The organism is Rhodanobacter sp. C01 (assembly GCF_002001045.1).
Taxonomy (GTDB): Bacteria; Pseudomonadota; Gammaproteobacteria; order Xanthomonadales; family Rhodanobacteraceae; genus Rhodanobacter.
This window is the reverse complement of the sequence record NZ_MUNR01000008.1, coordinates 301,984-321,678: the sequence shown is the minus strand read 5'-3', so window position 1 is coordinate 321,678 and position 19,695 is coordinate 301,984. Positions and strand designations below refer to the sequence as shown.

Sequence of the window (19,695 nt, the reverse complement as noted above, 5' to 3'; positions counted from 1 at the left end):
GCAAGAGTAGGTCACCGCCAGGGGCTTTATCCAAGAAGGCCTCCCCATCCGGGGAGGCCTTCGTCTTTGGGGGCGCTGGAAAGCGATAGCTGTCGGGATCGCACCCTGCAACAGCGGAGCCCGTCTCGCGCTTTATCCTCAAACGTCCATCGGAAACGGTGGGGTTTTTTCTTGGCTGGATTGCAACCCGGTCACGGTCAGTCATGTGCGATCCCCTATGATGGTCGGCACGCCGTGATCAGGCCTGTATACGAGGAAGGGCGCTCTTGTTTGTACATGTCGAAACACGCCGTCGACCTCGCTGGCACTGGGCCACCTTGCTGGTGGTCACGCTGTGCGTGGTGTGTTTTGTCTGTCTGACGCTGACGCCACCGCCGCAGCGGATTTCGCTGCTGCTGGAATGGGGCACGGTGCCGGCCAACATCTTCGATCCGCATCAGGCCTTGTTGCCGCAACTGACCGACCCTGCCCTGCTGCGGCTGTTCACGGCGCTGTTCATCCATGTGACCTGGCTGCACCTGCTCAGCAATCTGCTGTTCCTCGCGATATTCGGCCTGCCCGGTGAGCGCGCATTGGGCTCACTTCGGTTTCTGCTGTTGTTTGTGCTCGGCGGCATCGTGGCGAATCTGATCGGTGCATTGTCACTGGCGGGCGTGCGCCTGCCGATCATTGGCTGCAGTGGCGCGGTATCGGCGGTCGTGGGTACCTATGTGGCGCTGTTTCCGCGCGCCAAACTCGGACTGGTATTACCGCTGGGGCTGTTTCTAGAGTTTGTGCGAGTGCCAGCCTTTTTGCTGATCGGCATCTGGGTGCTGCTGCAATTGTTGTTCAGTTACGCCGGACCAAGCTACGGCGCCTATGTCTGGTGGGCGCACATCGGCGGTTTCCTGTTCGGCGTGGTGTTCGCGCTGTTCTCGCGCGATGCGATTGCGCGACGCCTGCGCGGCTGAATCCATCAGCCCAAGGCGGCGATACGGTTCCATCCGTGCAAGCGGGCGAACTGCCGCAACAGCCGACGGGCGAGTGGGGTAGCGGCGACATTGCCAAAGACCTGATGCGGATCCGCGCCTTCACGTTGCATGTCGACATGCTTGCGCTTGATGTACGCGCGCATCACGTCAGCATTGAACTCCGGATGGAATTGGCTGCTGATCGCCTGCGGCCCGTGGCGCAGCAGCTGGTGCGCATCGCGGAGGGAGCGTGCCAATACCGTGGCACCGGGCGGCGGCTCAAGCACGCTCTGTTCGTGGGTGGTGTGGGCACGAAAAGTGGCAGGCAGGTCGCGGGTCAGAGGGTCGGACGTGGCGTCATCGAGCAATTCGATCGGCTGGGTCCCGATCTCGCGGCCACCGGGCAGATAGTCAACACGTCCACCTAGCGCGTGAGCCATCAATTGGTGGCCGTAGCAGACACCAAACAATGGCAGTTCGACATCCATCGCATTGCGTATCCAGCCGGCGGTACGTTCGCTCCATGCGGCTCGTTCGGTGACCATGGCTGCGGAACCGGTGATCATGGCTCCAGCTACTTGCTGGGGCGCCGGCAATGCTTCTCCGGCAGCGACATCGATGATCCGGAGCTGTTGCGGCAGCAGCTGAGCGCCAAGCCGGAACCAGTGGGGAAAGTCGCCGTGGCGGCCACGAATGTTGTCCGGCGCACGGCCGGTTCGGATGATCAGGACAGGTTTCATGCAGGAAGGGATCGGTGCAAAGGGGTTTACGGTGGAGTGTCGTCGAAGGCTTCGATGGGCGGCAGTACGGTGAGGATCTCCTGCACGGTGGTCAGCCCTGCGGCCACTTGGTCGGCAGCGGAGATGCGCAACGGACGCATGCCTTCGGACAATGCGGCGTGGCCGAAGTTGCCCAGATCAAGTTCGGCCGAGATGAGTCCGCGCAAGCGCGGTGAGAGCTTCATCATCTCGTAGATGCCGGTGCGGCCCATGAAGCCGGTATTGCGGCACTCCAGGCAGCCGACCGGCTGGAATACCTTGTCCGGTACCGGTATCGACCAGCCATGGGTGAGGACCATCCACGCCTGCGGATCCTGTGTGGTTTCCTGCTTGCAATGCGGGCACAGTGTGCGTACCAGTCGCTGCGCCACTACGCCGGTCAGGGTGGACTGGATCAGGTAATGCGGCACGCCCAGGTCGAGCAGGCGAGTAACTGCACTGGGCGCGTCGTTGGTATGCAGGGTGGACAGCACCAAGTGGCCGGTCAGCGAGGCCTGCACCGCCATCTGCGCGGTTTCCAGGTCGCGGATCTCACCGACCATGATGATGTCCGGATCCTGCCGCAGCAGGGTGCGCACGCCGGCGGCGAAATCCAGGTCGATCGCGGCATGCACCTGCATCTGGTTGAATTCCGGCGAGACCATCTCGATCGGATCTTCCACCGTGCACACGTTGAGTGCCGGCGTGGCCAGATGCTTCAGGGTGGAATACAGCGTGGTGGTCTTGCCCGAACCGGTCGGGCCGGTGACCAGCACGATGCCGTGCGGACGCTCCACCATGCTGCGCCAGTTGGCGCCCTCGCTCGGCGAGAAGCCAAGCTGGGCGAAATCCTTGACTACCAGGTCCGGGTCGAAGATGCGCATCACCACCTTCTCGCCGAAGGCGGTGGGCATGTTGGAGATGCGCAGCTCCACTTCGCGGCCACCTGCAGAGCGGGTCTTGATGCGGCCATCCTGCGGCCGCCGCTTCTCGGCCACGTCCATGCGCGCAAGGATCTTGATGCGCGCGGTCACCGCGGTCATCACCGGCGAGGGCAGCTCAAAGACTCTGTGCATGATGCCATCGATGCGGAAGCGGATATGTCCGGTTTCGCGGCGTGGCTCGAGATGGATGTCCGACGCGCGCTGCTCGAACGCGTATTGCAGCAGCCAGTCGACGATGTGCACCACATGGCGGTCGTCGGCACCGACCTCGCCGCTCTTGCCCAACTCGACCAGCTGTTCGAAATTGAGGATCGCCGAAGCATTGTTGTCGTTTGCCTTCGCGTCCTGCGCCAGCTGGATCGAGCGCTGGACGCCGTAGAACTCCTGCAGGTAGCGGTTGATGTCGATCGGGCTGGCCACCACCCGCAGCACGTCCCGTCGCAGCATCTGGGCCAGATCGGCGGCCCAACCCGCGTCGAACGGCTCGCAGGTGGCAAACGTCACTTCGCCCGGAGCCGAGGCAACCGGCAGGATCCTGTGGCGCTGGGCGTATGCGTGACTTACTACCTGGGTCACCGAGGCCACGTGGATCTTCATCGGGTCGATCTTCAGATATGGCAGACCAGCGTGACTGGCCAGCCATTCGGTCAACGTCTCCAGCTTGAGTGGCCGCCCGGGCTCGCGCTGATTGACCAGCTTGGCATTTGCGATCAAAACCAGTGGATGCAGTTCCACGGCACTGCGTCCGGCGCGCGCACCCATGCGCACCTGCTTGGCGTCGTCAGCCAGCAGGTAGCCATCGACCACCAGTGCGGCCAGCAGATCGTCCAGTTCTAGGCGACCGCGCCGGCCCAGCAGGGATGCGATTTGTGGTGATGCGGCCATCCTGATGTAACCCCCGTAGTGCCATTTGCCGGTCGGAGTCCGGTGAGAAAGCAAGCTGCCGTTATACTAGCGCGCTTTAACCAAGGTCACGGAAAGCCATGTCTGCGCGCACCTTCCAGGATGTGATCCAGACCCTCAACCGCTATTGGGCGGCGCAGGGTTGCGTGCTGTTGCAGCCACTCGACACCGAGGTTGGCGCCGGCACGTTTCATCCCGCTACCTTTCTGCGTGCACTCGGCCCCGAGCCGTGGGCGGCGGCGTATGTACAGCCTTCACGCCGACCCACCGACGGTCGCTACGGCGAGAACCCGAATCGCCTGCAGCATTACTACCAGTACCAGGTGGTGATGAAGCCGAACCCGGAGAACATCCTCGAGCTGTACATCGGTTCGCTGAAGGAGCTGGGCCTCGACCCGCTGGTGCACGACCTGCGCTTCGTCGAGGACAACTGGGAGTCGCCGACGCTCGGTGCCTGGGGTCTCGGCTGGGAAGTCTGGTTGAACGGGATGGAAGTGACCCAGTTCACCTACTTCCAGCAGGCTGGTGGTCTGGAGTGTCGCCCGGTGACCGGCGAGATCACCTACGGGTTGGAGCGGTTGGCGATGTACCTGCAGAACGTGGACAACGTCTACGACCTGGTCTGGACCGACGGTCCGCGCGGCACGGTCACTTATGGCGATGTGTTTCACCAGAACGAGGTGGAGCAGAGCACCTACAACTTCGAGCATGCCAACGTGGCCGACCTGCTGCACTGGTTCGACGCCTGCGAAGCGACGGCGAACCGGCTGATCGCCGCCAACCTGCCGTTGCCGGCCTACGAGCAGGTGATGAAGGCCAGCCACACGTTCAACCTGCTCGATGCGCGCCGTGCGATCAGTGTCACCGAACGCCAGCATTACATCCTGCGCGTGCGCACGCTGTCGCGCAGCGTCGCCGAAACCTATGTGGCACAGCGGGAGAAACTCGGCTTCCCGGGCCTCAAGCAAGTAAAGGAGCCGGCTCATGGCTGAGCACAAGCCGCTGTTGATCGAACTGGGTACCGAGGAACTGCCGCCCAAGGCACTGGATGAACTTGCCGCTGCATTTCTGCGCGGCATTTGCGATGGGTTGAGCAAACGCGGCATCGATGCCGCGCTGGATCAGGCGAAAGCCTATGCCACGCCACGTCGTCTGGCTGTGCATGTTCCCGCCGTTGCGCAGGCGCAGCCGGAGCAGACGATCGAGCGGCGTGGCCCCGCGATGAATGCTGCACTGGACGCCGAGGGGCAGCCGTCCAAGGCGCTGCTCGGTTTCGCGCAGTCATGCGGCGTAGGCGTCGAGAAGCTGGAAAAACTCGAAACCGACAAGGGTGCATGGTTCGTGTTCCGCGCGGTGAAACCGGGTCAGCCGGTGGCCGCCCTGCTGCTGGAAATCATCGAGGAAGCGCTCAAGGGCCTGCCGATTCCACGGCCGATGCGCTGGGCCGATCACGACTACAGCTTCGTGCGCCCGGCCCACTGGCTGGTGATCCTGCATGGTGCCGAGATCATCGATGGGGGGGTGCTTGGCCTGAAGAGCGGGCGCAAGTCACGCGGCCATCGCTTCATGCACCCGCAACCGGTGCACGTGGCCGATGCCGACAGCTGGCTGGATGCGATGGGTGCCTCCAATGTGCTGGCCGATCCGCAGGAGCGGCGCCAGCGTATCCGCGCCCAGGTCGAACAGGCAACCGTGCAGACCGGTGGCGTGCCACGGCTTGATGACGCGCTGCTCGACGAGCTGGCCAATCTCACGGAGTGGCCGGTCGCGATAGCGTGCACCTTCGAGCGCGAGTTCCTCGCTGTCCCGCCGGAGGCACTGGTGACCACGATGGTGGCAAACCAGAAATTCGTGCCGGTGTTTGATGCCGACGGCAAGCTCACCGAACATTTCATCGGCATCGCCAACATCGACAGCAAGGATCCTGCCGAAATACGCAAAGGCTATGAACGGGTGATCCGCCCGCGCTTCGCTGATGCCAAGTTCTTCTGGGACGAGGATCTGAAGACACCGCTGGCCAGCTATCAGGAACAGCTCAAGAGTGTCACTTATCAGCAGTCGCTGGGCAGCCTGTGGGACAAGAGCGTGCGCGTGGCCGAACTGGCGCGTGTGATCGCCAACCGGGTCGGTATCGATGCCGGCGCAGCCACGCGTGCCGCCTCGTTGAGCAAATGCGATCTGCTGACCCGCATGGTCGGCGAATTTCCCGAGCTGCAAGGCGTGATGGGTCGCTACTACGCCAGTCATCATGGTGAATCGGCCGAAGTGGCCGAGGCGCTGGACAGCTATTACCAGCCGCGCTTCGGCGGCGATGCGATCGCTGCCGGCAAGCAGGGCCAGGTGCTCGCGGTGGCCGAGCGACTGGATACGCTGGCGGGTATTTTCGCGGTCGGCATGAAGCCGAGCGGCAACAAGGATCCGTTCGCATTGCGCCGTGCCGCGCTCGGTCTGGCACGTACCCTGATCGAGGGTGGTCTGGAACTCGATCTGCGCGGCAGTTTTGTCGAGGCGTTGGAACTGCTGCCCGAAGGTGCACTGGCTGCTGGCCTGAAGCCAGGCAAGGATGGCAAGCAGCCGGTCCTGCATGCCGGTGAGCGTCGGGCGATCCTGCTCGACGAGTTGTGCGACTTCGTGCTCGACCGCCTGCGTGGCTACTACGCCGAACAGGGCTTCGACAACGCGCAGTTCGAGGCCGTGTTGGCCGTGCAGCCGCGCAGCCTGGCTGACTTCGATCGGCGCCTGCGCGCCGTGGCCGAGTTCGGTCGGCGTCCTGAGGCCGCCAGTCTGGCGGCGGCCAACAAGCGTGTCGCGAACATCTTGCGCAAGCAGGCCGAGGAAACGGGTGCACCGGTGATCGGACGCGTGGTCGATCCGGCACATTTCGAGACGGATGCGGAGCGTGAACTGGCCGACGCGCTCGGTGCCGCGCAACGCGAGACAGCTGGCCCACTGGCCGCCGGTGACTACACCGCCGTGCTGGCGCGTCTGTCGCAACTGCAGGTACCGGTAGATGCGTTCTTCGACAACGTGCTGGTGAACGCCGACGACCCGACGGTGCGCGCGAACCGCCTTGCGCTGCTCGGCCAGCTGAAGGCACAGTTCGGCGCGATCGCCGATATCGCCCTGCTCTGAGCAGAAGCCATGAAATAAAGCGGCAGCCGTCAGGCTGCCGCTTTATTTATGCGCGAAACGTGCGAGTCGAATCAGGCGGTGCTGCGATCCTGACGGATACGTTCGACCAGTCGATGGTTGAATGTCACCATGGCCAGCGGATCGACATGGGAGCCGCCCGGGCCGAGAATTTCATAGAGCTGGGTCAGCAGATCGGTATTCTCGGACAGCGAAAGCTGGCTGCCGGCCAGGCTCAGTTCCGACTGCAGGATGCGCATGGCGGTGTTAAGCCGCTGGGCGTCGACGCCCGAGTTCTCGACGTGGTGGGCATGGGCGGCACCCTGCATGCCCAACCGGGCGCGGGGGCGGTGGGATGTCACGCTTTCCGAGCTGTACTGGTCGTCAAGGGTGGGCACGTTCGGGTCGATCTGCAGCGTGCCCTCGCCTGCCACCAGCCATACCAGCGAGATGCCCAGGGTGCGCGCCAACGTGACGCAGCGTGCTCGCGACGGATCGGTGTTGCCGTCGCGCCAACTGCGCACAACGCCTTCCGAGAATCCGCACATTCTGGCGATCTCGGTGGCGCTGCCAACACGCTGAATCAGCAGCTTTATGCGATCCGAGAAGGTTCCACCTGCAGTGGAGAGCGTGTTTTTTTGCGCGTTCATCGGCGGTGGCCAAGGCGATGATTGAGGGGGCTCGCGTATCGTAGTACTTAACGAGGGAGGAATTCTGAAGATTGAATAAAGTTGCGAAATGTTAAAACAGAACAATCGGCTTGCCATAATGAATCGCCAAGTCGCAATAAATTACGAAATGGCCGAAAGCCAAAACAAGCGCAACGAGTACAACTTGCGTACTTCGACGCGGTGGATCCACAAAAGTTTCATATCGGCCTGCCTCGCGCCAGATTCCGCAGATGGGTGATCAAAATCATTCCCGACATGGCGTGTCCGCATGGAGCATCGCAGAGCCAATCTCGGGAAAGCGCGATGACGGCACTCCCCATGCTGTCGTTGAATGCGGTGTCGTATTCGCGCTGCGTTGTGCGGAAAGCTTTTCAATGGCAATAATCCCTCGAGCCAAGAGGCCTTGCGCCTGATACGCATACTCCTTCACCAAGGCATCGCATGAGCCAGTTCGCATTGCTGGGCAAACGGCGGTTCGCGCCGTTCTTCTGGACCCAGGCGCTGGGTGCGTTCAACGACAGTGCATTCCGCAATGCAATGGTGATGCTGGCGGCGTTCCAGATGGGGTTGCCGGAGCGGCAAGTGTCGCTGTACACCAATCTCGCACCGGCGCTGTTCATCCTGCCGTACTTCCTGTTCTCGGCCACGGCGGGACAGCTGGCCGAGAAGTTCGAGAAGACCCGGATCATTCGCTACGTGAAGCTGTTCGAGATCGCCGCGATGCTGCTGGCGGCCTGGGGTTTCCACACACACCATCTCGCGCTGTTGCTGACGGTGCTGTTCATGATGGGCGTGCACTCGACCGTGTTCGGACCAATCAAGTACGCGATCCTGCCGCAGGCGCTGAAGCCGACCGAACTGGTTGGCGGCAACGGTATGGTCGAGATGGGCACCCAGTTGGCGATCCTGATCGGCATGATCGTCGGCAATGCACTGATGCTGCTCGTCGGCGTGGGCCCGTTGGCATCGGCGGCGCTGACTATTGCCGTGGCACTGACCGGCTACGGTGCCAGTCGTGCGATTCCTCCCGCGCCGGCAACGGCGCCCGAGCTGAAATTCAACTGGAACCCGGTGACCGAGACCGTGCGCGTGCTCGGCATCACGCGCAGTGATCGCGCAGTGTTCAACGCGGTGCTCGGCATCTCGTGGTTCTGGTTTTTCGGCACCGTGCTGGTGGCGCAGCTGCCGATCTACACGAAGTTCAACCTTGGCGGTGACGGTTCGGTCAGTACGCTGGTATTGACCCTGTTCTCGCTGGGCACTGGCGTGGGTTCGCTGTTGTGCGAGCGGATGTCGGGCAAGCGGGTGGAAATCGGGCTGGTGCCGCTGGGTGCGTTCGGGCTCACCGCCTTCGGTATCGACCTGTTTTGCGCTCGACCGGGCGCGGCCGTCCTGCAGAACCTCGACTGGCTGGCTTTCCTGCATGCGCCGGGCAGCCTGCGCATCGTGCTGGACCTCACCGCAATTGGTGTATTCGCCGGTTTCTACGTGGTGCCGCTGTTCGCCTTCGTGCAGGCACGCGCGCCGCGGGAGAAGCTGTCGCGAATCATCGCCGGCAACAACATCCTCAATGCGTTGCTCATCGTCATGGCGTCGCTGTTCGGGCTGCTGCTGGGCACGCTGGGCATGAGCGCGGCTCAGATCTTTGCGGTCGACGCTCTGCTCAACGTGGTGGTGGCGGTGTACATCTTTACCCTGGTGCCCGAATTCCTGATGCGGTTCATTACCTGGCTGCTGGTGAATACGCTGTATCGGGTGCGCGTGGACGGCATGCAGAACGTTCCGGAGGAAGGTGCTGCCCTGTTGGTGTGCAACCACATCAGCTTCGTGGACCCGTTGCTGCTGATGGCGAACCTGCGCCGACCCGCGCGCTTCGTGATGTATTACAAGATCTTCAACATCCCGCTGTTGCGCTTCGTGTTCCGGACCGCCAAGGCGATCCCGATTGCCGGCCACAAGGAGGATCCGGCGGTGCTGCAGCAAGCCTACGACGCGATCGACGAGGCGCTGGCGGCCGGTGAGGTGGTCTGCATCTTTCCCGAAGGTGGACTGACCGGCGACGGCGAGATCGCGACGTTCCGCCCGGGCGTGGAAAAGATCCTGGCGCGCCGGCCGGTGCCGGTCATCCCGATGGCGCTGCGAGGATTGTGGGGCAGCGTGTGGAGTCGGCGTGACTCGATGCTGCATCGCGCTCGATTGCCGCGGCGTTTCCGTGCGCGGGTGGAGTTGGTGGTCGATGCGCCACAGGCGCCGCAACAAGTCAGCGCAGTGACACTGGAAGCACGGGTGCGCGAATTGCGCGGAAGCCTCGCTTGACCGCCGGTCAGCGCACCCAGCCGCCCAGCACGATCAACGCCACCACGCTCAACCATGCCAGCAGGGCGCGCAGCAGGGCACTGCGCAAGCGTACCAGTTCGACCAGCGGATCACTGTGCTCCTCGGCGTAGCCGTCGCCAGCCTCGATGTCGATCAGCACGTCGGCCTGCGCCGCGGCACCGAGAAAGCCCGGGCCGACGCTGTACCAGCTGGTCGCCGCAGCCTGGCTGTGCCAGCGCTTCCAGGCACCGATCACGGCCTCCCAATGGCCGACGATCGCCAGCGTGAAAGTCAGCAGTTGTGCCGGAGGCCAGTCCAGTGCGTTGGCGGTATAGCGCGCCATCGTGCGGCTGGCCGGGTCGAGTCGCAGCGATTCGTCGCGGCCCAGCGTCTGCGCCAGACGGTAAAGCAAGGCGCCTGTCGGGCCGAGCAGGAAAAACCACAACAGCACGCCGAAGCGCCGCCGCAATGCGGCGTAGGCGATCGCAACGCCGAGTGCTGGAGCATTCCAGGCGATTGTGTCGCCGTCGTCGGTCAGTGCCTGCGCCGCCGCTTCACGACTGGCGCCATCGGGGGCTTTCAGGATCGTTTCCAGATCCGTCTCGAACTCGCGCGGGCCAAAGCAATACAGCAGCACGGCCAGCGAGAACAGCATCTGCAGCAGATCACCCAGCAGCAAGTGGCCCAGCAACCACCACAGCAACGCACACAGCGCGACGGGAAGCAGCAGACCCAGCAGCACGCGGCCGCTGCCACTGGTGTCCGCCAACTGGGCAACCCAGCGGCGGAACAGACTGTCGCCCCGCCAGTGTGCGAGCCTCGGCATGACATGCAGCAGGCCGAGAACAATGAGAGCAACAAGCAGACGGATGGCCATGGCAGTGCGGGCTCGCGGGCAGTAGCGGCATTGTATGCGAGGGACCGGCTTCTTCGCAGAGGAGGCTGAGGCGGTGCATGTACAAGAGGCTCTCGATGCGCTGGTGTGCCTCAGTTGCCGAATATTGCCTGATGGGCAATGGCATCGATCGTGGCATCGGCCGGCGCATGTTCGAGATGCGGCCCGCAGCCTTCCACCTCGAGTGCGTGGTCGATCATTTCCGGCGTGAACTGGTGGGCGCTGTTCTGCAGCTGGAATTGCTCGTTCGTGCATTGACTGGTTTTGACAAGCATATGCACGATTCCCTGGATGCTGGAACGAGCCTGAGGCGAGATGCCAGCGATCCGTGGCGTGGTGGTGCCCGGAATGTGATCGGCCCTTGTTCGCTGCGCGTTTTGCAACGCCGACTGGAAATCGCCGGGCTGGTAGCTGCGGTGTGGATCACCGGGCGTCGATGGCGGCGTCATGATCGGGATTGTCACAACCGGCGGATTCGTCGAGTGCGCGACGGTAGCGGCCATCTGTGCGGACAACGCGATTGCCTGTCGCACGGGTTTCGTCCTGGCTGGCAGCCGCATCGCGACAGGTGCCGGTGAGGGCCGGACGAGTTTCGGCAACCGATCGAAGCTGAGCCTGAGTACGTGATCATCATGCTGGCGTGTCACATGCGCGATCCGTCGCCACGAGGGATGTAACACCAGCATCAGGATGGCGAGATGGCCTGCGAATACGCTGCCCTGAATGGCAGCACGCCGCACGGCGTCATGCCATGTGGGTGCAGCGGATCGGCACACCATGCACGGGCGCCATTCTTGATCAAGCTGATCACGCCTGCGTTCCATCGCCGACCCCAGTGATGTGCAGGGGTTATGACAGGCTGGCCACGCTCAAGTTCGCCGATGAATGGTAGTGATGGCGACTCTCGCCAGAGTCAGCGCGAAGGGCCGCCGGCAACCAATTCGTCCAGATCAAGCCCGGCACGTTGCTGCAACCAGTGCGCCAGCAATTGGTAGGACACCGACAGGGGGGTGGACGGCAGGAAGCTGCCGTCGGCGATGTCGTCGACGATCTGCTGCGGGGTGAACCAGCGTGCGTCTTCCAGTTCGTGATCGCGCATGGTGATCCGGCATGACGTGGCGGTGGCGATGAAACCGACCATCAGCGACGCTGGCAAGGGCCATGGTTGCGAGGAGTGATAATGCACCGTGTCGACGAGCACGCCGGCCTCCTCGGCCACTTCGCGACGCACGGCGTCTTCCAGGGCTTCGCCGGGCTCGACGAAGCCGGCCAGGGTGGAATAGCGACCTGGCGGCCATCCGGCCTGACGGCCGAGCAGGCACGCGCCTTCGTGTTCGACCAGCATGATCACGGCCGCGTCGGTGCGAGGGAAATGCAGGCGCGCGCAATCCGGGTTCGTGCACTGCGCACGGTGGCCCGCAGCGACCAGTTGCAGCAATGTGCCGCAACGCGCGCAGTGTCGGGTCTCGCGCTGCCAGTGCGACAGGCCCTTGGCATAGGCGAACAGGCCGGCCTCGTGCGCTGGCAGCTGCAGGCCGACGGCACGCAAGCTTGCGCGGCGAGCGTCGAGTGCAGTTTCCAGTGCCGCGATGCGGGTGGCATCGTCCACTACCAGCATGAAGTGCGGCCGTTCGTCGGCGATGCCGAGCAGGCTTGTCGGCAGATCATCGAGCCAGCGTTCGCGTTCGCTGATGTCGAGCCAGCGCAATGCTTCGTGATCACGCTGCAGGAAAGCCTCGCCAGCAGCGTCCAGCAGCAGGTAGCGTGCGTGGCCGGAGCGTGCCTGGTCAGTGATCCAGGCGGAGTCATCGCGTCGTTCGGCCACCCGGTCGAGTACCAGGCTGAGTCCGGCGAAAGTGTTGGGACGCGGCAGCTTGGCCCTGTCCATCGGACCGCCTTTCTTTTAGGTGGAGAACGAGGAGCCGCAGCCGCAGGTGGTCTTGGCGTTCGGGTTGCTGATCACGAATTGTGCGCCGCTGAGGTTCTCGGCGTAGTCGATCTGCGCGCCGGTGAGGTACTGCAGCGACAGCGGATCGCAAAGCAGAGTCACGCCCTCGCGCTCGACCGCAAAGTCGTCCTCGGCCTGGGCCTCGTCGAAGGTGAAACCGTACTGGAACCCCGAGCAACCGCCGCCGCTGATGTACACGCGCAGCTTCAGCGCCGGGTTGCCTTCTTCGGCAATCAGCTCATGCACCTTGTGCGCGGCGGCAGCGGTAAACAACAGCGGCGCACCACTGTTGCGGTAATCGGGGATCGCGACAAGATTTTCCATGGCGTTCAGATGGGGGTGTTCCGGAGTGATGCAAGCATACCGCTTCAGGCCGGCATGGCGTCGTCGAGCATGCCGGGTGCGGCGGTATCCGGTGACGGCAGTTCGCGCGGCGCATCCTCGACCTGTCGCGAGATGCGTCCGTTGACCTGCGCGCCGGCGGCCATTTCCAGCGTGTGATAGCGCAGGTCGCCGTCGATGCGTGCCTGCGGGGCCAGCTCAAGCCGGGCACTGACATGGACGTCACCGGTGACGTGGCCATTGATCACCGCATGCGGCACGCGGATCTCGCCCTGCACCTGGCCGTGCTCGCTGAGCGTTAGCATCGCATCCTCGCCCTCGGCGAACACGGTGCCCTCGATGCGGCCATCCAGGTGCAGTGCGCCGTTGAAGCGCAGGTCACCGCGGATCACCGTGCCACGGGCGATCAGGCTGGTCTCATGACTGGTATTGCTACGCTCGTTGCGCTTACGGTTGAGCATCTTGATCCCCTTGAGCTGTGGTGATGTTGCCGCTCAGCGCGGCGCCCCAGGCGACGGTACGGTCCACCGGGTCGCCGCTGGCGGGTTGAAGGAGCAGGTGCAGCCGCGTCGGGCGAAAATCCGCCGGCAGCACGAAGGTGGCATGCAGCTGCTGAAAATACACGAAGTGGAACGGCAAACCGTTCTTCTGCGTGGCGTCACCGAGTGCGGCCCAGTCGAGCGTGACCACCTTGTCGCTGCGCAGACCTTCCACGCTGATGGAAGCGTTGCCGGTGGTTTCCTCGTCGCGCTTGGCGTTCTGGGTCAGGCTAAGGGTGAGATTCCAGCCGTGCGAGCCGGTGATCGGCTCCAGCTTCACTTCCTGCAGTTTCAGGCCGGCCCGCTGGGCATCGCCGCCAACCAGTCGGGAATAGAAACCCAGGTCCGCGCGCAGGCCACTGAGTTCTTCCTCGCGCTGGGCCAGGGTCCCGCGTAGCGAGCGGGTGGCGACATCGTTGACCTGGGCGGCCCGCTGCAGGTTTGCGACCTGTTGCTTGAGATCATCGATTTGCACATTCAGTGCGTGCTGCTGGCGCTTGTCGCTGGCCGCCGGGCTCGCATGGCGGGCCAAAAAGCCGGCCAGCGATCCGACCAGCAACAGGCTGACCAGCCACGCTGATGCCAGCCACAACCAGCGCCGGCGCGAGCCGACATCATCATGCCGGCGCACAATGAAGCGCGGTGGAGGGCGTGAAGCCATGCGGGCCATTCCGGGGAAAGCCCAAGGTATAGCCCTGCCGTGACGAAAGCGTCAAGGAACCGGTGCGCGTTTCCGCCAATCCCCCGGGTGGATCAGCTCTGCATCTTGCTCTGCAGGTAGCGCTCGGCGCTGATGTCCTTGATCAGGCTGAACTGGGTTTCCAGCCAGTCGATGTGTTCTTCCTCGTCGTGCAGGATGTCCTTGAACAGGTCGCGGCTGATGTAGTCGGCAATGCCCTCGCTGTGCGCGATCGCCGCACGCAGGTCGACCACGGCAGCCAACTCGAGATCCAGATCGCCCTGCAGGCATTCCAGCACGTTCTCGCCAATGCGCAGCTTCCCCAGATGCTGCAGGTTCGGCAGTCCGTCGAGAAACAGAATGCGCTCGATCAGGTGATCGGCGTGCTTCATCTCCTCGATCGATTCCTTGTACTCGTGCTCGGCCAGCTCGGTGTAGCCCCAGTCCTTGTACATGCGGTAATGCAGGAAGTACTGATTGATTGCGGTCAGCTCGTTGTAGAGCACCTTGTTGAGGAACTCGATGACCTTGGCATCACCTTTCATGGAGAATCTCCGACTGCCGACGCGTTGGGTCGCCACTATACAAACTCAGTGCACACGCCGACGAAATGCGAATGGCAATGGTTTGCCAATGCACGGGTCGTGCACGGCCATGCGGTCGCGCTGGATTCGCCAGCGGGTGTCGCGGCTCAGGCGGTGAGGATCGGCAACTGCGAGAGTGCGTGTTCGACCGCCTTGTCCAGCGTGGCGCGGGCTTCCTGCTCGCAGCAGCCGCAGCAGTCGGAACAGCCGGTACGGGCCTGCAATTCGGCAAACGTATGCACGCCATCGGCCGCCTCGCGGCGGATGTCATGGTCGGTGACGGCGTTGCACAAGCAGATATACATGGCGCGTATAAGAACGCGAATGCGAATGATTGTCAACAATAACGTGGCTGCCGGCTGGCGCCGGCTGTTCAGGCAGCCTCGCGGCCGTCGCGGGGGCGCGGTGGTGGCGTGTCGTCGGCCTGCTCCCGCGGCGGCAGGTTGCCCAGCTCGACATTGAACAGGCCTTCCACCAGGGGCGCAAAGTGGCGCAAGGCCCGCTCGTACACCTGCCGCTTGAAGTTCACCACATGCGCGGCCGGGTACCAGAAGTCCACCCAGCGCCAGATGTCGAACTCCGGCTTGTCGCAGGCGTCCAGCTTCAGTTCTTCCTCGCTGGCGACCAGCTTGAGCAGGAACCACACCTGCTTCTGGCCGATGCAGGTGGGGCGCTGGTGATGGCGTACATAGCGGCTGGGCAGGCGATAGCGCAGCCAGCCATGGGTGGCGGTGATCACTTCCACATGGTGTGGCGCAAGCCCGGTTTCCTCTTCCAGTTCGCGGTACATCGCTTCCAGCGGCGTCTCGTCCGAGCGCATGCCACCCTGCGGGAACTGCCAGCCATCACGATTGACCCGGCGTGCCCAGAACAGCTGCCCGTCTGCATTGAGCAGCACGATGCCAACATTCGGACGGTAGCCATCAACATCAATCATGTCGCCTCCAGGAGTGGGCCAGCGTGGTCTCCGCCGGTAGCGCCTCACCCAGTTTCACCCGATTCAACCACGGCGCGTGAAGCGACAGCAAGCATCAGACTTGAACCCACAGGACGACCCGACTACACTGCCGCGCCCCGCCCGCATCGTTCCGATGCCGGTACGGCGGGTTTCCCCAAGGCTATGTAGCTCAGCCGGTTAGAGCACAGCACTCATAATGCTGGGGTCGGTGGTTCGAGTCCACCCATAGCCACCAGTCGTGTCCAAACCACTGACACGACTCGCCTTTCGAGCATTGCCGCACCGTTTTGGCCAAGTGCTACAGCGAGTGCTACGACAAGTGCTACGACGCAGAGGAAAAGTTTTCACCTCCCGTATCTTTGTTCCTCGTGATCTTCGGGGCCTGTTAGGCCGTGTCGAGATCACAAGGAGTCTGCGGACTACTGACCCACGCCAAGCCAATCGCAATAACTTGCTTTGGGAGCCACACATCGGCACTCTTCTTGGCCATTTGCGAAGACACGGCCGTTGGATGAAGCAAGACGAACTGGAAGCATTGATGCAGCAGTACCTCGCTGCGTCCTTCGACGAGATTGAAGATCGCCTAGCGCTCGACTGGAACCCAGCCGGGATCGAGATTCACTCTTCGCACCTCAATGAGCGCTGTCATGAGCTTTCGGGTGCCTTGGCCGCTGCCGATGTGTCTTCGGCGATCGAGCTCGCTGTGGAGATGGCTCCGCAGGCTGACGAACTCGCACAGCGGAAGCTGGCGCGGCGGCTCATTGAGGCCCGGCTGCAAGCGGCTATGGCCGAGCTCCGTGCGGTTGCTGGTGAACCCCTGAGGCGTCCTGAGGTCGCCCAGAGAGCACCCGCGATTGCAGTGCCCGAGACGAAGCGGAGCCAGAAGGTTTCCGAGACGGCCATGCTGTATGCCGAGGAGCGCGTCGCCCAAGGGCGTTGGTCGCCAAAGACAGCCAAGCAGGGCGTGACCATCTTTCAGATGATCGCGGAACTGCTGGGCGATCCGCCTATCGCCGAAGTCACCAAGGGTCATATTCGCCAGCTCGGGCTCGACATCACGAAGCTCCCGGCCAACATGGCCAAGCGATATCCAGGGCTGCCGGTCGCTGAGGTGCTGGCCAGGACTGATGGTGATGGCGCTGTGGCGCGGCTTGAGTCACGCAGCGTGAACAAGCACTACCAGCATGCGCGCACACTTTTCGCCTGGGCTGCGGAGCATGACCACATCGCTCAGACTCCGGCGACGGTCCTCCGCGATGTTGAGGAGGGGCGAGCCCAGGACGCCCGCAAGGCCTTCGACGACGAGGACATCACCGCGTTCTTCATCGAGATCGCGAAGAAAGCCAAGGAGCCGTATGGTCATTGGATTCCGCGGATCATGGCCTACACAGGCTGCCGAATGGGTGAGGCTGCTCAGCTGCGCAAGATCGACGTGCGCGTGGAACAGGGGGTGGCTGTGTTCGACTTCAACGAGGAGTCAGAGCAGAAGAACCTCAAGACCGAAGGAAGCACACGGCAAGTTCCGATCCATCCGCGGCTTCTTGAGCTGGGCATTCTGGAATTCGTTGCATGCTGCTCCGAAGAGTTTCTCTTCCCCGAGCGCGTTCGGTTTACTGCGAACCCCGAGAGGGGAAACATGGATCTACTGTCGAAGCAGCTCAATCGTTGGCTCCGTAACGCCGGTGTTGCTGATAAGCGCAAGTCGGTGCAGAGCTTCCGGGGCACCATGGCGACCCGGCTGAAGGGCTTGGGTGTCGCCGAATACCACATAGCCGAGGTGGTAGGCCACGAGAACGACAACATCACGTCGGGTAGGTATGGCAAGCGAACCAACCTGCCGGCCCTCCTTGACGTTGTTGCGCAGCTGAAGCTTCCCATCTGAGCAATACTCGGCCAGCACGGGCGCTTCTTGTGGTCAGATCATTGATCGGGAATCGCCAGCTGCACGCACGCCGCTGATAGCTCTCGACCCACCATGCGAAGCACCTGCCCGCGACTGACAGGGTGCTTGTGTACTTCTGTGATCTCGATGCGGCCGTCTGCACGGCCACGCTCCCAGCGCTTGTGCGTGCCGCCTGCCATGCGGTGGATCAGCTTGGCCGCCTGCACTTGCCGATACTCGTCGTGACGGTCGAGCTGTGGGTCATCTCGTAGCCGCATATCGACAGCCATCCACACAGCGAGCACTTCAAGTGGATCGACCTTTTGCATGCGCAGCTGTGCCCACATGGCCCGCGCACGCTCCGCTGGTGTCTTGCCCGGCAACCTGAAGGCCTCGATAGGCGCCCCTGCGGCCCGATACAGCCGCTGCACACCAGCTACCGACAGTCTCACACTCTGTTCGTCGACGTGCGCCCCGAGCCACTGGAGGGCTTTCACACGGTACGGCCGGATCTCACCAGCACCGTAGCTGCGTTTGACGTAGCTCCCGTGACGCCGATAGAACTCGATGTGCTTGCGGCAGTAGAGGCGATTGAGGCCTTCGCCGCGGTCCGCAGTGGTGCCATTGGTGCACGGGTAGACCCGGCAGTGCTCGTAGGCGTCTACAGGGTTCGCTATGCGGGCATGGAGATTGGAGAGACGCCGCTGGCGCTGACGTGGGTCTGTCACGTTGTCGTCCGTTCGTTCGCGGGGAGGCATCTCTCGCCCCCCACAGGTAGAGAGTCAGGTGATGTCACCTCATGAGTACCTTCAGGTGTCCAATGGGACCATGAGGAGTCGTTAGGAGACCTATAGCCTTCTTCCTCACCCTTCCCCTGGCAGGGTTCCTGTAGGTGTCCATGGAGGTACCTGGAGTTATCGGTGACAGGCATGTTCATGCCAGGCAGTGGCCTGCCCACCTCTCCCTCCACCTCGACTATCCCAGGCACTCCAGTGACCTCCTCGAATGCTTGCTCCATGACCGTCTTCGCGGCATCAACCTCTCGCTCGTTGTTGGCTATGAGCACGCAGTCGTGGATAGGTAGCGCTCTGATGCCCATGGCCTTCAGGCGCAGCAAGACGCGTATGAGGATTTCGCTTTCATCGTGCATGAAGCGCAGGCCGCTGGCCGAACCGAACAGAGGGACAAGCGGCGCGTGATAGCGGGCAATGAGGCTGTAGGGCCGCTCGAACTTCCAGCTCTTAGGCATCGCCCCACGAGTGTTTTGCGGGAAGCGAGTGTGCAGGGAATCCGAACACAACAGCGCGTTGATGATCTGCTTGGTTTCGCCGCGGTAGAGCTCTAGTCCCCAGACGGCGTAGAGGTCACCCTTGGGTAACTCGGCGCCAACTTCTGCGTAGGCCATGCGAAGCGCTGATTGAGCGAAGTCCAGTGAGACGATGGGTTGGTCACCGATCAAAACACCATCCAGCCGAGGTCCCTTCTCCATTGACTGCCAGAACCCACCGTAGAGCCGTCCCCTGCCTCGAATGACCCGTTGTTGAAGATGCGTTTGAGGAAACGTTTGCCGAGATCGACCCTGTCCTCTTGCTCGTCACCGTGCCAGGACACGTTGGTCTCGGCGATCCATGCGTTGATCTCGTCCATCTCCTTGCGGATGCGGGCGACGTCTTCCGACTGCGGCAAGGGGAGCTTCTCCGCCAGGAAGACGACCTTGCCTCCGACGAACCTCTTGACCTTCTTCCCGCGGAGCTCCAGAGGCTCGCCGAGCAGGGCGCGCTCACATCCGAGGTCGCTCAGCCCCAAGCCGAGCTCGGCAATGCGCCCGACAAGCCAAGCGCTGGGACGGATCGTCGTCCGTAGACCACCGAGGGACTGCTGGTTGCCCTTTCGGAGCTCCACAAGGTTCACCTCGGGCGCCGCTAGGCCCTTCACGAGTTCGGCGAACTTCTCTGTCATGAAGGGCGCGCGGCGACGTGCCGGCGACAGTACTGCCTTCGAGAGCTCGACGTTCATCCACTCAGTGGGCTTGGTCAGGTGCAGATGCACCAAGTCGCAAGTGAGCGCCGAGACAGCGCGTTCATGGATCAGCTGAGCAGTTGCCTGACGTCTCTTGCAGCGCGGCTCTGCCGAGCTCAGGCGGTCAAGGACTTCTCGGGTCAATCCTCGGGATTCACTCGTGACGGGAAGGCGAGAT

Annotated in this window: 21 protein-coding genes and 1 tRNA gene; 7 read left to right on the top strand and 15 right to left on the bottom strand. The window is 62.9% G+C overall.

What is annotated here, in order from left to right; all coding sequences use genetic code 11:
- Positions 1-205 (bottom strand): hypothetical protein (locus B0E50_RS18270; RefSeq protein WP_217343235.1); only part of this gene is annotated, 205 nt, incomplete at its 3' end.
- A 61-nt stretch (positions 206-266) separates the two neighbouring features.
- Here B0E50_RS18270 and B0E50_RS05985 point away from each other — a divergent pair.
- Positions 267-950, top strand: coding sequence for a rhomboid family intramembrane serine protease (locus tag B0E50_RS05985; RefSeq protein WP_077440272.1), 684 nt, complete (start codon positions 267-269; stop codon positions 948-950).
- A gap of 5 nt (positions 951-955) precedes the next feature.
- On the opposite strand, the gene B0E50_RS05980 is transcribed toward B0E50_RS05985, so the two are convergent.
- Positions 956-1,690: a glutamine amidotransferase gene (locus B0E50_RS05980; protein ID WP_077440271.1), complete on the bottom strand. Its 735-nt coding sequence runs from the start codon at positions 1,688-1,690 to the stop codon at positions 956-958.
- Positions 1,691-1,716: 26 nt separating this feature from the next.
- Positions 1,717-3,537 (bottom strand): GspE/PulE family protein, encoded by a 1,821-nt coding sequence (locus B0E50_RS05975; protein WP_077440270.1) that lies wholly within the window; start codon positions 3,535-3,537, stop codon positions 1,717-1,719.
- A 98-nt stretch (positions 3,538-3,635) separates the two neighbouring features.
- On the opposite strand from B0E50_RS05975, the gene glyQ reads away from it, so the two are divergent.
- Both glyQ and glyS read left to right on the top strand, forming a co-directional pair.
- Complete coding sequence (gene glyQ, locus B0E50_RS05970) at positions 3,636-4,547, top strand: glycine--tRNA ligase subunit alpha (RefSeq protein ID WP_077440269.1); 912 nt, start codon at positions 3,636-3,638, stop codon at positions 4,545-4,547.
- Entirely contained in the window at positions 4,540-6,687 is a 2,148-nt protein-coding gene (gene glyS / locus B0E50_RS05965; protein ID WP_077440268.1) for a glycine--tRNA ligase subunit beta, read from the top strand. The genes glyQ and glyS overlap by 8 nt, the downstream gene beginning before the upstream one ends.
- 71 nt (positions 6,688-6,758) lie before the next feature.
- Here the strand turns inward: glyS and B0E50_RS05960 are convergent, their stop codons facing one another.
- Complete coding sequence (locus B0E50_RS05960) at positions 6,759-7,334, bottom strand: helix-turn-helix transcriptional regulator (protein ID WP_077440267.1); 576 nt, start codon at positions 7,332-7,334, stop codon at positions 6,759-6,761.
- A 462-nt stretch (positions 7,335-7,796) separates the two neighbouring features.
- On the opposite strand from B0E50_RS05960, the gene B0E50_RS05955 reads away from it, so the two are divergent.
- Positions 7,797-9,671, top strand: a complete 1,875-nt coding sequence (locus tag B0E50_RS05955; RefSeq protein ID WP_077440266.1) for an MFS transporter — start codon at positions 7,797-7,799, stop codon at positions 9,669-9,671.
- Positions 9,672-9,678: 7 nt separating this feature from the next.
- On the opposite strand, the gene B0E50_RS05950 is transcribed toward B0E50_RS05955, so the two are convergent.
- Positions 9,679-10,548 carry a beta-lactamase induction protein gene (locus B0E50_RS05950; RefSeq protein WP_077440265.1) on the bottom strand — a complete coding sequence of 290 codons (870 nt, stop codon included), beginning with the start codon at positions 10,546-10,548 and terminating at the stop codon, positions 9,679-9,681.
- 77 nt (positions 10,549-10,625) lie between these two features.
- On the opposite strand from B0E50_RS05950, the gene B0E50_RS17915 reads away from it, so the two are divergent.
- Positions 10,626-11,144: a hypothetical protein gene (locus B0E50_RS17915; protein WP_139350768.1), complete on the top strand. Its 519-nt coding sequence runs from the start codon at positions 10,626-10,628 to the stop codon at positions 11,142-11,144.
- Between the two features lie 335 nt (positions 11,145-11,479).
- Here B0E50_RS17915 and nudC read toward each other — a convergent pair whose 3' ends face one another.
- The 7 genes from nudC to B0E50_RS05905 all read right to left on the bottom strand — a co-directional run bounded on the left by nudC (position 11,480) and on the right by B0E50_RS05905 (position 15,595).
- The gene (gene nudC, locus B0E50_RS05935) at positions 11,480-12,454 is read right to left on the bottom strand and encodes an NAD(+) diphosphatase (protein ID WP_077440262.1); all 975 of its coding nucleotides are present in this window, start codon (positions 12,452-12,454) and stop codon (positions 11,480-11,482) included.
- 15 nt (positions 12,455-12,469) lie between these two features.
- Entirely contained in the window at positions 12,470-12,838 is a 369-nt protein-coding gene (gene erpA / locus B0E50_RS05930) for an iron-sulfur cluster insertion protein ErpA (protein ID WP_077440261.1), read from the bottom strand.
- Positions 12,839-12,882: 44 nt separating this feature from the next.
- A complete protein-coding gene (locus B0E50_RS05925) occupies positions 12,883-13,317 on the bottom strand; it encodes a polymer-forming cytoskeletal protein (RefSeq protein WP_077440260.1) in 435 nt (144 codons plus the stop codon).
- Complete coding sequence (locus B0E50_RS05920; RefSeq protein WP_077440259.1) at positions 13,304-14,056, bottom strand: DUF6776 family protein; 753 nt, start codon at positions 14,054-14,056, stop codon at positions 13,304-13,306. The genes B0E50_RS05925 and B0E50_RS05920 overlap by 14 nt, the downstream gene beginning before the upstream one ends.
- Before the next feature lie 92 nt (positions 14,057-14,148).
- Positions 14,149-14,619: a bacterioferritin gene (gene bfr / locus B0E50_RS05915; protein ID WP_077440258.1), complete on the bottom strand. Its 471-nt coding sequence runs from the start codon at positions 14,617-14,619 to the stop codon at positions 14,149-14,151.
- Positions 14,620-14,765: 146 nt separating this feature from the next.
- Positions 14,766-14,963, bottom strand: coding sequence for a (2Fe-2S)-binding protein (locus B0E50_RS05910; protein ID WP_174575027.1), 198 nt, complete (start codon positions 14,961-14,963; stop codon positions 14,766-14,768).
- Positions 14,964-15,031: 68 nt separating this feature from the next.
- The gene (locus tag B0E50_RS05905; RefSeq protein ID WP_077440257.1) at positions 15,032-15,595 is read right to left on the bottom strand and encodes an RNA pyrophosphohydrolase; all 564 of its coding nucleotides are present in this window, start codon (positions 15,593-15,595) and stop codon (positions 15,032-15,034) included.
- 179 nt (positions 15,596-15,774) lie between these two features.
- Between B0E50_RS05905 and B0E50_RS05900 the strand changes: the two genes are divergently transcribed.
- Positions 15,775-15,851 (top strand) — tRNA-Met (locus B0E50_RS05900).
- A 276-nt stretch (positions 15,852-16,127) separates the two neighbouring features.
- Entirely contained in the window at positions 16,128-17,498 is a 1,371-nt protein-coding gene (locus B0E50_RS05895) for a site-specific integrase (protein WP_077440256.1), read from the top strand.
- A 38-nt stretch (positions 17,499-17,536) separates the two neighbouring features.
- Here the strand turns inward: B0E50_RS05895 and B0E50_RS05890 are convergent, their stop codons facing one another.
- From B0E50_RS05890 to B0E50_RS05880, 3 genes are read right to left on the bottom strand one after another with little or no spacing between them, the layout of a single operon-like run.
- Positions 17,537-18,256, bottom strand: coding sequence for a hypothetical protein (locus B0E50_RS05890; protein ID WP_174575026.1), 720 nt, complete (start codon positions 18,254-18,256; stop codon positions 17,537-17,539).
- Positions 18,223-18,903 carry a hypothetical protein gene (locus B0E50_RS05885; RefSeq protein ID WP_139350767.1) on the bottom strand — a complete coding sequence of 227 codons (681 nt, stop codon included), beginning with the start codon at positions 18,901-18,903 and terminating at the stop codon, positions 18,223-18,225. Before B0E50_RS05885 ends, B0E50_RS05890 begins: the two co-directional genes overlap by 34 nt.
- A 50-nt stretch (positions 18,904-18,953) precedes the next feature.
- The gene (locus B0E50_RS05880; protein WP_139350766.1) at positions 18,954-19,514 is read right to left on the bottom strand and encodes a hypothetical protein; all 561 of its coding nucleotides are present in this window, start codon (positions 19,512-19,514) and stop codon (positions 18,954-18,956) included.
- Positions 19,515-19,695: the final 181 nt, after the last annotated feature.

Excerpts from the sequence above, each read along its gene's own strand:
- B0E50_RS05885 (WP_139350767.1), bottom strand. The coding sequence starts at position 18,903 with ATGGCCTACGCAGAAGTTGGCGCCGAGTTACCCAAGGGTGACCTCTAC.
- B0E50_RS05910 (WP_174575027.1), bottom strand. The coding sequence starts at position 14,963 with ATGTATATCTGCTTGTGCAACGCCGTCACCGACCATGACATCCGCCGC.
- B0E50_RS05880 (WP_139350766.1), bottom strand. The coding sequence starts at position 19,514 with ATGAACGTCGAGCTCTCGAAGGCAGTACTGTCGCCGGCACGTCGCCGC.
- B0E50_RS05950 (WP_077440265.1), bottom strand. The coding sequence starts at position 10,548 with ATGGCCATCCGTCTGCTTGTTGCTCTCATTGTTCTCGGCCTGCTGCAT.
- nudC (WP_077440262.1), bottom strand. The coding sequence starts at position 12,454 with ATGGACAGGGCCAAGCTGCCGCGTCCCAACACTTTCGCCGGACTCAGC.
- B0E50_RS05960 (WP_077440267.1), bottom strand. The coding sequence starts at position 7,334 with ATGAACGCGCAAAAAAACACGCTCTCCACTGCAGGTGGAACCTTCTCG.
- B0E50_RS05890 (WP_174575026.1), bottom strand. The coding sequence starts at position 18,256 with ATGCCTCCCCGCGAACGAACGGACGACAACGTGACAGACCCACGTCAG.
- B0E50_RS05980 (WP_077440271.1), bottom strand. The coding sequence starts at position 1,690 with ATGAAACCTGTCCTGATCATCCGAACCGGCCGTGCGCCGGACAACATT.
- glyS (WP_077440268.1), top strand. The coding sequence starts at position 4,540 with ATGGCTGAGCACAAGCCGCTGTTGATCGAACTGGGTACCGAGGAACTG.
- bfr (WP_077440258.1), bottom strand. The coding sequence starts at position 14,619 with ATGAAAGGTGATGCCAAGGTCATCGAGTTCCTCAACAAGGTGCTCTAC.
- B0E50_RS05955 (WP_077440266.1), top strand. The coding sequence starts at position 7,797 with ATGAGCCAGTTCGCATTGCTGGGCAAACGGCGGTTCGCGCCGTTCTTC.
- erpA (WP_077440261.1), bottom strand. The coding sequence starts at position 12,838 with ATGGAAAATCTTGTCGCGATCCCCGATTACCGCAACAGTGGTGCGCCG.
- B0E50_RS05895 (WP_077440256.1), top strand. The coding sequence starts at position 16,128 with ATGAAGCAAGACGAACTGGAAGCATTGATGCAGCAGTACCTCGCTGCG.
- B0E50_RS05920 (WP_077440259.1), bottom strand. The coding sequence starts at position 14,056 with ATGGCTTCACGCCCTCCACCGCGCTTCATTGTGCGCCGGCATGATGAT.
- B0E50_RS05975 (WP_077440270.1), bottom strand. The coding sequence starts at position 3,537 with ATGGCCGCATCACCACAAATCGCATCCCTGCTGGGCCGGCGCGGTCGC.
- B0E50_RS05905 (WP_077440257.1), bottom strand. The coding sequence starts at position 15,595 with ATGATTGATGTTGATGGCTACCGTCCGAATGTTGGCATCGTGCTGCTC.
- B0E50_RS17915 (WP_139350768.1), top strand. The coding sequence starts at position 10,626 with ATGTACAAGAGGCTCTCGATGCGCTGGTGTGCCTCAGTTGCCGAATAT.
- B0E50_RS05925 (WP_077440260.1), bottom strand. The coding sequence starts at position 13,317 with ATGCTCAACCGTAAGCGCAACGAGCGTAGCAATACCAGTCATGAGACC.
- glyQ (WP_077440269.1), top strand. The coding sequence starts at position 3,636 with ATGTCTGCGCGCACCTTCCAGGATGTGATCCAGACCCTCAACCGCTAT.